Annotated in this window: 7 protein-coding genes; 1 reads left to right on the top strand and 6 read right to left on the bottom strand. The window is 48.1% G+C overall.

Features of this window, described 5'->3' with window-relative positions:
• Window positions 1-112: 112 nt before the first annotated feature.
• From htpX to V5J35_RS05495, 3 genes are all read right to left on the bottom strand, one after another.
• Window positions 113-1003 (bottom strand): protease HtpX, encoded by an 891-nt coding sequence (gene htpX, locus V5J35_RS05505; RefSeq protein ID WP_354010299.1) that lies wholly within the window; start codon window positions 1001-1003, stop codon window positions 113-115.
• Window positions 1004-1176: 173 nt separating this feature from the next.
• Window positions 1177-1596, bottom strand: a complete 420-nt coding sequence (locus V5J35_RS05500; RefSeq protein WP_354010298.1) for a hypothetical protein — start codon at window positions 1594-1596, stop codon at window positions 1177-1179.
• A 36-nt stretch (window positions 1597-1632) separates the two neighbouring features.
• Window positions 1633-2847, bottom strand: coding sequence for a pyridoxal phosphate-dependent aminotransferase (locus V5J35_RS05495; RefSeq protein ID WP_354010297.1), 1215 nt, complete (start codon window positions 2845-2847; stop codon window positions 1633-1635).
• 235 nt (window positions 2848-3082) lie between these two features.
• On the opposite strand from V5J35_RS05495, the gene msrB reads away from it, so the two are divergent.
• The gene (msrB, locus tag V5J35_RS05490) at window positions 3083-3478 is read left to right on the top strand and encodes a peptide-methionine (R)-S-oxide reductase MsrB (RefSeq protein WP_354010296.1); all 396 of its coding nucleotides are present in this window, start codon (window positions 3083-3085) and stop codon (window positions 3476-3478) included.
• 61 nt (window positions 3479-3539) lie between these two features.
• Here the strand turns inward: msrB and V5J35_RS05485 are convergent, their stop codons facing one another.
• The 3 genes from V5J35_RS05485 to V5J35_RS05475 form a co-directional block, all read right to left on the bottom strand.
• The gene (locus tag V5J35_RS05485) at window positions 3540-3857 is read right to left on the bottom strand and encodes a hypothetical protein (protein ID WP_354010295.1); all 318 of its coding nucleotides are present in this window, start codon (window positions 3855-3857) and stop codon (window positions 3540-3542) included.
• A gap of 138 nt (window positions 3858-3995) precedes the next feature.
• Window positions 3996-12554, bottom strand: a complete 8559-nt coding sequence (locus V5J35_RS05480) for a hypothetical protein (RefSeq protein ID WP_354010294.1) — start codon at window positions 12552-12554, stop codon at window positions 3996-3998.
• Between the two features lie 302 nt (window positions 12555-12856).
• A complete protein-coding gene (locus V5J35_RS05475; RefSeq protein WP_354010293.1) occupies window positions 12857-14701 on the bottom strand; it encodes a V-type ATP synthase subunit A in 1845 nt (614 codons plus the stop codon).
• Window positions 14702-14718: the final 17 nt, after the last annotated feature.

Here is a 14718-nt window from a genome sequence, read left to right as displayed (position 1 = left end):
GTGGTTGATTATTTTTATCTGAGGAAAGCTGACCGTTAATGTTCAGGTGAGGGATAGAGGTTTCAGGCAGGGCAGGCTGTGAGGATAAGAGATATCCCCACAGCCTGCTTTTTTAACGAGAGGATTGAAGAGCCAGAATCCGGTCTTCCAGCGGTGGATGGCTGGTGAACATGGCGGCGATGCCACTCTTCAGTCCACTGCGAATACCAAAGGCACTCATGGTGGCAGGCATCACGCTGGGGGCGTCGTATTCAGAACGCAGGCGTTCAAGGGCTGCGATCATATCGCTGCGCCCGGCCAGTTCGGCACCGGCCTGATCAGCACGGAATTCCCGCTGGCGGGAGAACCACATAACAATGGCACTGGCGAGAATCCCCAGGACAATTTCTGCCACGATGCTGGTGATGTAATAACCGATACCCACGCCGCCGGAGTTTTCATCATCGCGACGCAGGAAGCTGTCGACGGCGTAACCAATGATACGGGCGAAGAACATGACAAAGGTATTGACCACACCCTGAATCAGGCTCAGGGTGACCATGTCGCCATTGGCAACATGACCAATTTCATGTCCGATCACCGCCCGGGCTTCTCTTGGGCTGAAGCGATCCAGCAAACCCTGGCTGACCGCCACCAGAGCAGCGTTTTTGTTCCAGCCGGTGGCAAAAGCGTTGGACTCCGGTGAAGGGAAAATACCCACTTCCGGCATGCCGATACCGGCTTTGTCTGACAGCTCTTTAACGGTATCCAGCAGCCAGCGTTCCTGAGCTGTGCGTGGCTGATCAATAATCTGGGTGCCGGTACCCATTTTGGCCATGGTTTTGGACAGCATCAGGGAGACAAAGGAGCCGGCGAATCCGAATACGGCACAGAACGCCAGCAGTGCGCCCATGTCCAGCCCGTTAGCAGTCAGAAAGCGGCCGACACCGAGAATGTTAAGCGTGATGCTTGCCACCAGCATAACCGCCAGGTTTGTGGCCAGAAATAGCAGTATTCTTTTCATTACAAGATTTGATACCTGTATTGGTTCAAAAGTTGACCCGACAGTTCGTATAAATCAGGCCATTAGATAGTGGAAATATGATGTGAGTTGAAGTGTTTATCAATAGCGATTGATTACTTTTACAGTTTGCTGAAAGATCATTCAAAATTGCTTTCTTCTTCATAAACCGGGCTTCATAAAAAGAAGCGCCGGGCCGTCAGGCAGATGGTCTCGCTACTGCCTGACTTTAATGCCTGCTTCAGGTCCCAGGCCAGGCTCGAACGTTTGCGGGCAATGCTGGCCGGTGTTGATGAGTCCGGTTCGAAGGGTATGAGCTGGTTCAGGCGCAGAAAGGCTTTTTCAGAGAGTACCACCTGATCCAGACCTTCAAGGCGAACCCGGTCCAGGTAACGAATATAGCCTTCTGCAGCCAGCCACAACAGAGTGTCGAAGCAGGCCTGGTGGCGGCGTGAAGGGATGCCGTATTCGTCCGTTTCAAAGCGACCGATGATATCGTCAATGTAAACCGATGTCAGACGGGGGAAAGCTTCATACAGCTGCACCAGAATCCGGGTGCAGTCGTGGTAGAAGTCGTCAATATGAATATCAGCCATGATCTCCCCCGGTGCATTTGCCAGTCTGCCAGAAATTTATTGTTTATATCGGCTCAGGAAACGTTCAAGCTTAGTGGCAACCGATTCAAGATCCTCTACCCTGGGAAGGGTGATGATTCTGAGATGATCGGGGTTTGGCCAGTTAAAGGCGGTTCCCTGAACCAGCAGAATTTTTTCCTGTAGCAGCAGATCCAGAACCAGCTTTTCGTCGTCGTGTATCGGGTAAACCTTTGGGTCCAGTTTAGGGAAGACATACAGTGCGCCTTTGGGCTTGACGCAGGAAACTCCGGGAATCTGGTCCAGCAGGCTGTAGATCGTATTACGCTGGTCGAGCAGTCTGCCCCCCGGAAGGAGCAGGTCATTAATACTCTGATAGCCTCCCAGCGAGGTCTGAATAGCGTACTGTGCCGGGACATTCGAGCACAAACGCATGGAGGCCAGCATCTCAAGACCTTCAAGATAATCCTGCGCCAGATGCTTTGGGCCACTGGCAATCAGCCAGCCCGCCCGGAAGCCTGCTGCACGGTAAGACTTGGACAGACCGTTAAAGGATATACACAGCACATCATCTGCGATGGAGGCCATTGCGGTGTGTTCGGTGCCGTCGTAAAGAATTTTGTCGTAGATTTCGTCAGCGTAAATAATCAGGTCATGTTCCCTGGCAAGCTGTACGATCTGTTCCAGCAGTTCTTCTGGGTAAACTGCCCCTGTCGGGTTGTTGGGGTTAATAACAACAATGCCACGGGTTTTCGAGGTGATCTTGCTGCGAATATCCTCAATGTCCGGATACCAGTCGGACTGTTCGTCGCACAGGTAATGCACTGCCCTTCCGCCCGACAGGTTGACGGCAGCCGTCCATAACGGGTAATCCGGTGCCGGCACCAGCATCTCATCGCCATTGTTCAGCAGTGCCTGCATAGCCATTACGACCAACTCGCTGACACCGTTGCCAATGATGATGTCGTCCAGTTCAACCTGTGGGAAGTTCTTCTGCTGGCAGTACTGCATAATGGCCTTGCGGGCTGAAAACAGACCTCTGGAGTCTGAGTAGCCCTGGGCATTGGGCAGGTTCAGGATCATGTCCTGAACGATTTCTTCTGGCGCTTCAAGGTCAAAGGCTGCAGGGTTACCGGTGTTCAGTTTCAGAATTCGATGGCCTTCTTCTTCAAGGCGCTTTGCTTCACGCAACACTGGACCGCGAATGTCGTAACAGACATTATCCAGTTTCAGGGATTTTTCAATTGCCTTCATGGGGATACCGGTAATACTACTTCCTGCTGGCGAGCGTTCCTTTCTGATAAAACTCTCTGTTATGCAGCTAAGAGCCTGACAGGAACGACGTAAAGGATTAATTCTGGTTTTTGTCGTTTTTTTCGAACTATTGTTTGAAAAAAGATACTGTTGCAGGGTAATTTATCGTCGTCTTCTGTGGATGTCTAGCCTGCTGTATTAATTCTCAGCCATTGATCTGAGGAGGAAGTAAACGATGAAAGTAGAGAAAACAGAGGCTCAGTGGCGTGAGCAGCTGACCGACGAACAGTTCAGGGTTTGTCGGCAGTCTGGTACAGAAACCCCTTTTTCCGGTGAGTATGCTGTGTTTGACAGAAACGGGGTTTATCACTGTGTCTGTTGTGACCAGGTTCTGTTCGACTCAAAGACCAAGTTTGATGCAGGTTGTGGCTGGCCCAGCTTCTGGCAGGCTGTTAATCAGGAGGCTGTCGTTTATCTGGAAGATCACAGTCATGGTATGCAACGAACCGAGGTTCGCTGCTCCCGATGCGATGCACACCTCGGGCATGTGTTCCCGGATGGGCCTGAGCCAACAGGTCATCGCTATTGTATGAATTCGGTTGCCCTGAGTTTCCGCGACAGTGAGGAATAGAAATCCATCTTTGTCAGCTTAAAATAGCTGTGTAATTCATGTTTAGAGGATGGAATGGGTATCAGTATTCACCGTCCTCTTCATCATCGTCATAATAGTTTTGAGTACCATCCATTTCGTCCTCATCAAAGACCACTTCTTCCTGACCTTGATAATACGTGTCGTTCTGGTACTGATTGTCAGCATCGGACTCTTCTTCAAAACCAGTGATCATGTAATCGTCATCAGTCTCCTGCTCTGATGTCGCATTCTGGTAATAGGAGTCCTGACTGTCTTCAAACTGGTCGTCGTCCATGTCGGCAAAGGCTAACGGGGATACCAGGGCAACAATAATGGTCAATAGTGCTGCGGGAAGAAAGCGCAATGCTAATGGTTTCATAGTCAATGTCTCTGCACGTTGTTATGAAAAGCTGTTATGACAATTAGGTGGTGTAGTATTGAGGGGAAAGGTTCATTTCTCCCCTCTGGTTTCAGAGATTAGCGACGTGCGCCTCTTCTGGTCGGTGATTGTTCTTCTTCAATCACCTTGTTGTGCTGCCATTGTGTTGACATTAGCGTCCGGACTATCGCTAAGACCTTCTTCATCGTCTTCGTCATAAAGGTCTACAGGATCCTCCTCTTCACCGAAGTAGGGTTCTTCTTCCTCACTTTCTTCTTCACTGGTAGTTTCAGGCTTATTAACGTCATCTTCTGTTGCTGACGGCTCAATTGCCTGAACCTGCTCAGGCGCAGAGGCTTGATCAGCAACTTTGTTTTCGTCGTTTTCATCCTGGTCTGTGACGGGGTGCTGGTCGGGAACCTGTTCGTCAGAGGCTTCGCTTTCTGTTACTGACGGCTCTTGTTCGTTACCTTGCTCAAACGCAATGGTCTGATCAGCGACTTTGCTTTCGTTGTTTTCATCCTGGTCTGTGACGGGTTGCTGGTCGGGAACCTGTTCGTCAGAGGCTTCGCTTTCTGTTACTGACGGCTCTTGTACGTTACCTTGCTCAAACGCAATGGTCTGGTCAGCAACTTTGTTTTCGTCGTTTTCATCCTGGTCTGTGACGGGGTGCTGGTCGGGAACCTGTTCGTCAGAGGCTTCGCTTTCTGTTACTGATGGCTCTTGTACGTTACCTTGCTCAAACGCAATGGTCTGATCAGCAACTTTGCTTTCGTCGTTTTCATCCTGGTCTGTGACGGGGTGCTGGTCGGGAACCTGTTCGTCAGAGGCTTCGCTTTCTGTTACTGACGGCTCTTGTACGTTACCTTGCTCAAACGCAATGGTCTGATCAGCAACTTTGCTTTCGTCGTTTTCATCCTGATCTGTGACGGGGTGCTGGTCGGGAATCGGTTCTTTAAAGGCCTTATCTCCTCCTGACTGCCCCGGGTCGACAGTTTGAGACGTGTCATGTTCGCTAACCACTCCAGGTTCTGATTTTCTTTCCAGCTGGTAACCCATTAATTCATAGATCCTTTCTTCAGCAGATCGCAACACCTCTCGTGCTGTAAGGGCTGTGGAAACAATGCCACTACCCACTGTTGAAGCACCTCCAGCGGCTGTTGAAAGAACGCTCATAACCGGAGGTCTGACCTTGTCAATGCCCCACAGAACAGCATCTGAGGCACCGGAGCTTTTCATAGCCCAGGCTCCGTATTCGCTTAGAGTACTTATCCATGATGATACTGTGTTGGGTCTTCTGACCTGATCGGCAAGATCAGGCTTACCAAATTGGTCATAGGTTCCCTGAGAGAAGCCTCCCAGTTGATCAAGTCCGGTTGCCTGACCAACCCTGGCAACGGCTGTGGCAACAAATTTCACGGCATTGGTGAAGGGAGTCCAGGCCTCGAGGTCTTTGCCTTCCGCAAACCGGGTATCCTGGTGACTGAGGCTCAGTTTATGCAGGTTTTTCTCAAGACCCTGGGAGTAGCTGTTTTTGGCGGTAGCGGGGACGCCATTCATGTAATCTGCAAACCCGGCAAAGCCTTCCAGTAAGTATTTGGTACCGGCAAGGTCGTTGCGACTCCAGTCATTAACGCCTTTGGCCAGATAATAGGCTGAGACAGATTTAAAACCAGGTTGCCAGTATGGCACTTCCGGCTTAAGAGGGGCTGCCGCTCCAGCATCCAGCAAAGCCTTGTTTGCTGCCCTGATAGCAGGGTTAGTTCTTGTGAATGCTATAGGATTCAATGCTGGAATCAAGGCTGAGCTGTATATTTTGGTTGTGATCAGGCTTTGTGCCAGTTCCGCAGGAGCTCGCGTCATTTTTGCTCCAATGCTCTGTCCCAGGTAGTCATTCCAGCCGTTCCAGTGCTTGGCGGTTGAAGACCAGAGCTCCGAATAATACTTATCCTCCGGGCTGGACTGGTCGGAGTACAGATGAACTTTACTGTCCATCCACCCTGCAAGGTTTGTCATAGCCGGGTCAATGGCCTGAATCATCATCTTGTTGTAATGGTTGCCCCTTGACATATCGACAATGAGACCAATCGCAGTGTAGCCAAAGGTGTGCCAGGCGGTGTTCCAGCTCCAGACGTTATCAGCCCCGCCAAGTTTCAGCATGACGCCGATTTCGTGAAACCCGACAGGTGCCTGAACGGCTAAAGCGGCGGGTTTGAGAACATTGTCCATAAAGTCGGCACGCTCTCCCAGTGTGGACCGGAAGTACTCGTCGTAGATATGATAAGCCTCTTTACCAAAGTAATTCAGGATATCTGACACAATCTGCTGCTGATGTTCTCCGCGAACCAGTCCGGCAGCCAGAAGGAATTCATCCAGCCCTTCCCCTACGTCATTAATGGCGGCAATCAGTCCCTTGCCATCGTTATAGGCAATATCATCCAGATAGACATTAATGCGATTTCTGAAGTACAGGTACAGCAGGTTTTCAATGGTGTGGTAGGTAGCCTCTCCGGCAATGTAGCCATTGTCCATTAACCACTTCCGGGTGCTCGCCGTCTTAGTGTCAAGACGTTGTGCCTTGTCACTGGCGTATTCTCTCATTGCGGCAATTTTCTGTTGGACCTTGTAACCGAACTTCTCGTATCTCCTGAGTTCTGCTTTGACCATGTCAAGAAGCGCTATCTCAATGATATCTGCATGTGTCAGATCATCATTAAACATCCAGTTCCTGGTGATGTGATTGAGGAGAATTTCAGACTTTTTCCGGGTCAGGCCGAGTTCATCCAGTGTTTTCTGATCAGGGGCGATCACGGTCGGATCTTCTATACGTTTGCCTTCAGCGTAGAACTTCAATGTTTCCAGCACTTTATTGTGCAGTTCAGGGTCGTTTTTTTCAGCAATGATGTAGGGCATAGCAAAGTCGTAATATTCTTTCGACTTCATCATCGCTTTGCGGTAGACACTGGATGAGCTCGTCAGATCCTGATCAGCGGCTGCACTGCTTTCTGTGAGAGCTGTCTCTAATGTTTCTCTGTGGGGGACAGGTTCAGTTGCTTTGATTTTCTCAAGTTTATCGAGCATTGGCTTAATAAGCTCGTTCGATTCCATCAGTCTTACAGTTATCATCTCTAACGCTTCTGGCTTTATTTCCTTGTTTTTCGCCAGACCTGCAAGCCTCATAACATCCTGAGGGCTTTGGAAATCCAGTTTACTGAAAGATTCCAACGGAACTCCTGCCTGAGTGAGTCTCAGTAAATCACCCAGCAACAGAGCCTCAGAACTGCCGGGTTTCAGCTGCAGGTAATGGTCGATATAAGACTCAGAGGTGGCCGGTAAAGGGCTGTTAGCCAGCTTCTCTTGTAATGCTCTATTTTCTTCCTCCAGCTTCTGGATGTTAAGCTGGCCTTCTTTGTTCTTCCTGAAGGCTTCTTCCGGGTTTGAGGAAAATAAACGATATGCATTGATATCTTGCTCTGCTTCCTCCAGTGGGCCTTTGATCTCCTCCAGTTTATCTCTCAGAGGGTACCCATTTTTATCCGTCAAATCATCGAGAGGCTGGTTTACGTGTTCTTTCCAAACGTCTGTCTCATGGAGCTCTTTATATTCACCCGCGAAGTTTTTAATGGTTTCCTCATGTCTTTGAAGGTAATCCTGATCAACATCCTCATCTACTTGAAGGGCGGGTTCGCTTATGAATTTTCTGATGTTAGCTGTTGTCTCCACAATACCATCAACCGTCTCCAGGGCTTTGTTTATCGGTGATGCCTCATCGGACAGCTGAAGGCTTTTGACCACTTCAATGACTTGGTCTGGTGTTGATTTTTCATTGATATCAGCCAGCAGACCCTGAACGGCCTCCACTCCTTCAATTTCAGATGCACCGTCTGTTTCTGCAGCACTTTTAAGACTAAGTAGTGTCTTATGCAACTCGTCCAGATTTGACAGGTCATCATTGATTTCAGACAGTTTTTGGCGGATGTTTCCGATTGTGATGGCCTCTTTTATAACCTGAGACTCCATCGCTTTTTTAATCTGTTCTCTGAAATTTGGAGACGGTTTCGACGAGGCCCTAGCAGCCTCTAAATGATGTCGGGCACCCCCTTTTTTTGTTGCAACGTATTGATTAAATGGCTTAGCTGTTTCTGAATTTCTATCTGTTGCCCAGGGCTTGATAATTTCAGCAGCTCTGGTGTTTTGTTCTTCACTCCACTGCTCAACTTTAAGTAATTCTTTTAACTCAAGCATGCTGCTATGGACTTCTGCGTAAGGTCTTAAGTCCCTTTTGCTTTTTGTATATTTAACAAATTCTGTTTGAAACTCTTTCGGCTCCGTGAGCTTTAATATCTGGGCTAAAGCATTCTTTTCCTGAAGGCGATCTCCGCCGCTATGGCTGTTGGCTGTCTTCAGCTGATCTTGCAGCGGACTTAAATCCAGCATGTCGGGGCCAGGATGAATAAACAGTTCGCCGGGGAGCTTTATTTTACGAATGCGATGCAGTGGCTCTTGGATATCATCTGTGATCTTGACAATTTTTACATCATCCCAGCTTTCAAGCAGCTCCCTGGTTTCTTTCAGATTGCTGCCAGTCGTCAGTGAGTCAAGTTTTTCTTGCAGCTGCTTATTATATAGTGGGGTCTCTCCCCCGGTTGTTTTTGAGAGTTCAGGCAGCTTTGTTTCTCTGATTTCCTGTTGGATACTTTCAAGAGTTTCTTTTAATTGTTTCTGACTTGTAAGCCGCTCTGCGTCGTAGTCTGAATCGGCTGTATAGGTTTCAACCAGTTTGTTAACAGCATTAAGCCCCTTGTGTCCCTGATCAAGTTTCTCTGTTCGTTTAGAGGCTGATTTGGTAGCCATGAAATCATAATATTTTGGATTGTTCCGCAACACCTGTCGCTGATCCATGATTTTTTGGGGATCGGCTTCCTGCATTGCTACTGCAATATGTTCAATAGTCAGCACTTTAGCTTGTGGGTGCTGACCAAGAGTCAGGGCTTCTTCTTTAAAGTTTTCCAGATTCTCTCTACTGTTTTCACGTGCCAGTTTTATATAGTTCAGAACTTCTCTGAACTTTCCTTCAAGAGCTGCGCCCATGAGGGATTCATTAAATTCCATTTCTCTCCCGGGCAGAATTCCTTTGTTGGGATCAACCAAGTCTATAACGCTTGGTATCGTCTTAATCAGGCTGTTATATTCATCCGGTGAAAAATGGGCAAGGAGTCTTGCATACTTCACAATATCTCTTCTGTCGAATCGATCTTTCAGTTTGTGATAGAACGCTTTTAGCGGCTCTACCCATTTTCCGTCTTTAAGGTCGCTATTATCCGGGAAACGCTTAAGCTGCTCTGAGGAGTAGACAATATCGTCGGTGGCAATTTGTGTCAGCTCATCCATACGCTGATCTGTTTCTGCCTGTAATGCTTTTTGTGCGTTCAATTTTACTTTATAAGCATTAGGGCTTAGTTCCTTGAATTTCCTTGCTTCAATGACGGTGACTGGATCAAAAGGCGATTTCGCCAGTTTCATTTCTTCAGGTGTGACATGATCGGGAAGAACTTTTTTCGTTCCACCATTATCTTCAATGACTTCATACGTATGCTTCCATAAGCCTGCAGGTTGCCTGGCTAGTGTAAGCAACGCTTCCCAGCTTTCTTCTGGTATATCTAAACGGTGTGCAATCCTTCTGTATTGAGCTTCAATGTCAGGGTCACTGGCATCCGCTTGCTGTGGTGCAGGGGCTTGTTTCAGTTCAACCTGCAACTGAACGAGCTGTTCAGGGGACAGGTAGTGCATCACTTTGCCCGCTGCCTGAATGTAGCTGGCAAGCGCATCAGCGGTCAGTGAAGGGGAATAGGAAGCAATATCTTTAAGGGTTTGCAGGCGTTTTTTGTCTGGGAGGTACCGGGATTCAGGGAAGTCATTCAGCTCCTCTACATCAGGCACGAACATAGTTTGATCTAGCCATTTTTGAAGTCTGGCCAGTTCCAGCTGGTTCCACATAATCCGGTATTCTACAGGTGCGTGCTGATAGTACTCGAGCATTGTCGATAGCGTATCGTGATCAACTCCGGCCTGCAGGGACATAATGTGGTAGGTATTGAGGCGTTGTAATAGCGGTTGTTCGGTTGAAGGCGGAACTATTTTATTGATATCTCTGACATATTCGCCAAATGTCAGAACATCTTCAGGGTTGAAATTTCCTATAACGTTAACAAAAGGGGTTGGATCCGCATTGCCGAAATTTTTTCTGATATAATTTTGGAACTCTGTTTCCAGTTCCAGTTTAATTTGCCCGGATTCACCGGCCTGCCGGGGGGGCTGAAAATACGTTTTCTGAAGGTCAGGTAATTCGTTGGCAAATTGATCCAGAGTTATGGAGTTCTTCCCATCAAAATGCTCCATCAGTGGTTCCATGTACTTCAACCTTTGAACAACCTCATCAGGCAGCATATCTTTGGGTAAGTTCAGCTTTTGCATCGCCATAAATTCGTTCTGAGACAAAATGTCGTCATGCATGGCAATGTCCGGATGAAGCAGGCTGGCAGCGTCTCCTCTCACATATCTGGTAGCATCGGGATGGAAGCTACCATCGCGGTTGTTTGCTGTTGTACCGAGCAGTTTGCTTATCGTATCCAGTTTGGATTGTAACTCTGTGTTTTCGCGTGTCTTTTGCTCAATATCATGTTGAAGGGTTTCTATGGACTGTTTTATGGATTTGTTATCCTGTACCTTTGCTATCTGCCTTAATTCTTCCAGCTCCTTATTTAAAGAAGAAAGCTCGTCGTTGTCTTTTTGTACTTGTTTCTGTATATCATCCTTATCACTAGCCAATTGCTGCTGTTCCTGAACCAGATGATTCTTCTCCTGGTTTAATTTGTTCAGATTGTTATTTGCAGCAGCAAGTTGATCTTTAGTCTTTTCCAGTTGTTCCTGTAGATCTTTTTCATTGCTGGCTAATTGCTTCTGTTCCTGAGTAAGACGGTCGTTATCCTGCTTTAATTGTTCCCGGTCGGCATTTGCAGCAGTCATTTCATCTTCGTTCTTTTGCAGTTCTTCCTCTATTTTTTTCTTATTGCTAGTTAATTGCTTAAAATTTTTCTGTAGTGCTTCCTTTTCACTAGCTACTTGATTCAGTCGTTTCTGCAGATTTTCCACCTTGCTAACTGATTGATCCAGTTGCTGAGTGAGATGCTGAACACGTCCTTCTGCTGCTTCTGCTTTTGCTGCATTGAGATGATCATTGACCCGTTGCTTGCTGGAGCGATGTGTTTTCCTGTAGAACGCATTAAGATAATTGAGACTATCCTGATCACCTTCTGACAGCTGACTACCGGTCCGCTCAGGCAGATGGTCTTTTACAGCTGCTTCTAAATCTTTACCCATTACAAACCCCCCAACTTCGGGATGGTTCATAAACTGACTGCGGAGATAAGTCAGTAATGATTCCGAAGTCATCAGGCGGGCGGTGCGACTTTGCTCCTGGCTTGTTAGAGTTATCGAGGTTTCTGCACTTGCCTCGCGATCTAACTTGGCACCACACAGAAAAAGCAGTTCCTGATCAGAAGCCAGCTTCTTTATCTCCTCTTGTCCGGGCAAAGCAGCTAAGCCCTGTTTACGAGCTTTCATCACAATAAGCTGCTGCAGCAGAGAAGAATAAGCTTTCCGTTTTAAATCCTTGGCAGACGATTTGGACAGAGTAATATCCTGATAGCTGTCAGTTTCCTCTTTGTATCGTTCAAGAAGGACGGTGGCAGCGGCTGACTGGGGAATTAATTCGATCTTTCTGGGATCGCTGCCTTCGGTGTGGTGGATGAGGAAGACCGGGACATCTTCAAACGGAGCAAGAGCAGTAATGTCCTGGGCTCCCACCATAAACCCCGGCTGTTTTCTCAGGATCGATGCCAGTAAATCGTGAGATCCTTTCTCATCACTCGATGTTGTCAGGTAACTCTGAGTATAAGCTGTCATCATAGCAGCTATGGCGCCATCAACGTCAACCATAGTGGCTTTGTCAGGTGATGCGCTTGCAGATGAGACAGTGTTTATAAATGGAGGGCTATTGGATACACCTTTGAGCGGTATTTCTATTACTGTGAAATCATCTTGATCTCTGCTAGTTAATGCATGCTTATTGATGGCTAACCTGTCGAAGATGACTTTTGCAGTACTGGGTGCTGCAACTTTCGTATCATCGATAGTCAACGCTTCGGTATGATGTTTTTGCAAATAACTCTTTAATTCACTATGAAATCCTTTGCCTGTATGGAGCTTTTTCTGTATTGAAAAAATTGTCTTTCCGGTTTCCAGGTCGCGAGACATCTTGATAGCATCCGTTCCATCTTTTTGGATAGAGACTATAAAGTGACTTGCTATTTGCCCTGTTTCTAATTCTTTGTTTTTTGTCTGGACTACGATGCCAACTCCTGAATCCTTCAGTCCTTTATTCAGAAGACTGAAATAAGGCATGTTTTTTTCATCCAGCCTGGGTGTCTGACCGATAGTTTGCCTAAAAGAGCTACCTTCACTTTTTGTTTGTTCAAGTTCGACTTTGGCAGACCCCTCAGCAAAAACTGAATTTTTCGCGTCCCAGGTCAGGGTATTTATCTCAAACTCATCACACAAGGCTGCGGTACAAATGAATGAGGAGCTAATCGCCGCTGCAATGGCACTTCTCATAAAGCTGGGACGTTCGTTTCTCATTCTGCTACCTCAAACGGCTGGAAAGTCACAAAGCGTTTGCATGAAAAAATTGACTTTAAACAAAGACTTTTAGCAGTTAATGAGATAGCTGCAAGTCGATGCTGGCAATTTTGATTTTTTGACTTCGAATAATCGGGGATTACCCCCGTAGATTGGACAGAAGGAGGAGACCGCTTTAATAGCTGTATTTAGAATAAAAAATATGGGTTTATAATTATTTTTATTGTAGTGGTAAAAAGACAAAAAAAAGCCACAAACAGGGAGGCTGTCTGTGGCTTTTTCAATTTAAGCGGTTGTCTGAATTAAGCCGCTTTAGCTGAACCAATAAACTGGCTGCGCAGTTCTTCGATTTTCTGGATATAGCCGTTGTATTCCGGAGAACCGTCGTGAGAGTAGTTCAGGTTCTTGAACAGGCCGGTCAGTTTCACGAAGTAATCGCGGGCCACTTCTTTGTCTGCAAAGTTGTAGTTCTGGCGAATCAGGCTGACTGCCAGTTCAAAGCAGGCTTTCTGGCGCGACAGAGGACAGCTGCTGTCGACATCGTCAAAGGCGTCCTGCTGCAGGTAAACCATGTCCAGCAGGAAGGATTTCTGAAAGGTGACATAATCGTCCAGAGTTACACCTTCTTCACCGGTTACCTGCATCATCTGGTTGATGCTGTCACCCTGAACCAGCAGCTTCTGCATTTCCTTAACGTCTTCTACCCACTCCGGAGACAGGTTACTGCCGTACCAGTCTTTCAGCTGATCCAGATAACGGGACCAGGAAATCAGAGGGTCGATCGCCGGATAGAAACGCTTGTAAGCGCGGTCGTAAGACAGGCCCAGGAACGTCTTAACGGTACCCAGAGTCGCCTGAGTCACTGGCTCTTCGAAGTTACCACCGGCAGGTGATACAGAACCGATCATGGTCAGGGAGCCTTCCTGCTCCTCTTCGTTGGTGATAACGCCGCAACGTTCGTACACACCCTTGATTGCAGAGTCCATGTACGCCGGGAAGCCTTCTTCACCCGGAATCTCTTCCAGACGGTTGGAAGTTTCACGCATGGCCTGCGCCCAGCGGGAAGTGGAGTCAGCCAGCGCCAGAATGTTGTAACCCATCTGGCGGTAGTATTCACCCAGGGTCAGACCGGTGTAGATAGAGGCTTCACGGGCCGCTACCGGCATGGAGGACGTGTTACAGATGATCACGGTACGATCGATCAGTGCGCCACCAGTCGTTGGATCCTGCAGGTGCGGGAACTCTTCAATGGTTTCCACCACCTCACCGGCACGTTCACCACAGGCGGTAACGATTACGATGTCGGCGTTACTGTAACGGGAGAAAGAGTGCATCAGTACGGTCTTGCCGGAACCGAACGGACCAGGAATACAACCGGTACCACCACGGGCAATCGGGAAGAAGGTATCGACGATACGCTGCGTGGTTACCAGAGGGGTGTTCGGGTATTGGCGGGTAGTTTTACCTTTCTTCTGCAACGTCTCGGAAATAGAGCGACGTACCGGCCATTTCTGGTACATGGTCAGCTCGACTTCTTCGCCACGCTCGTTCTTCACGCGGGCGACAACGGTATCAACAGAGAAGTTACCTTCCTGAATCCATACCACTTCCACTTCGCCGTCGGTGTCGAAAGGAATCATGATTTTGTGGGTGAAGCGACCTTCCGGTACGGTACCGAAGGTTTCACCGGCACGCAGTTTGTCGCCAATCTTGGCAACGGCTGTGAACGCCCAGGTCTGGGCGCGATCCAGGGATTCTACGGCAACGCCGCGCTGCAGGAATTTGCCGTGAATGGCTGCCAGTCTTTCCAGAGGGTTCTGCAGACCGTCATAGATCATGCCCAGAATGCCCGGACCCAGGTCCACAGACAGCAACTGGCCAGTCTGGATGATGCCATCGCCCACAGCAACACCACGGGTGTCTTCGAACACCTGGATGTCAGCCGTGTTGCCACGTACCCGCAGAACTTCCGCCATCAGTTGTTCTTCTACGGCTTCATTGGAACGACGGCTTGGCAGAACGTACACCACTTCGTTTTTTACCAGCGGTTTTTCGCTGGTGCTTTCGATGGTGATGATATCGCCCATCACTGCCACTACCCGGGCAGTTGACTCAAGTTTTACTTCAGTACTTGCTTGTTCACTCATACTTCAATGTCCAGTAA

Origin of the sequence: Endozoicomonas sp. NE40, from assembly GCF_040549045.1 — a bacterium.
Classification (GTDB): domain Bacteria; phylum Pseudomonadota; class Gammaproteobacteria; order Pseudomonadales; family Endozoicomonadaceae; genus Endozoicomonas_A; species Endozoicomonas_A lisbonensis.
Note: the sequence above shows the minus strand (reverse complement) of the source record. Positions and strands in the feature narration are given on the sequence as shown.

Coding starts and splice junctions, on each gene's coding strand:
- htpX (WP_354010299.1), bottom strand. CDS start 1,003: ATGAAAAGAATACTGCTATTTCTGGCCACAAACCTGGCGGTTATGCTG.
- V5J35_RS05500 (WP_354010298.1), bottom strand. CDS start 1,596: ATGGCTGATATTCATATTGACGACTTCTACCACGACTGCACCCGGATT.
- V5J35_RS05495 (WP_354010297.1), bottom strand. CDS start 2,847: ATGAAGGCAATTGAAAAATCCCTGAAACTGGATAATGTCTGTTACGAC.
- msrB (WP_354010296.1), top strand. CDS start 3,083: ATGAAAGTAGAGAAAACAGAGGCTCAGTGGCGTGAGCAGCTGACCGAC.
- V5J35_RS05485 (WP_354010295.1), bottom strand. CDS start 3,857: ATGAAACCATTAGCATTGCGCTTTCTTCCCGCAGCACTATTGACCATT.
- V5J35_RS05480 (WP_354010294.1), bottom strand. CDS start 12,554: ATGAGAAACGAACGTCCCAGCTTTATGAGAAGTGCCATTGCAGCGGCG.
- V5J35_RS05475 (WP_354010293.1), bottom strand. CDS start 14,701: ATGAGTGAACAAGCAAGTACTGAAGTAAAACTTGAGTCAACTGCCCGG.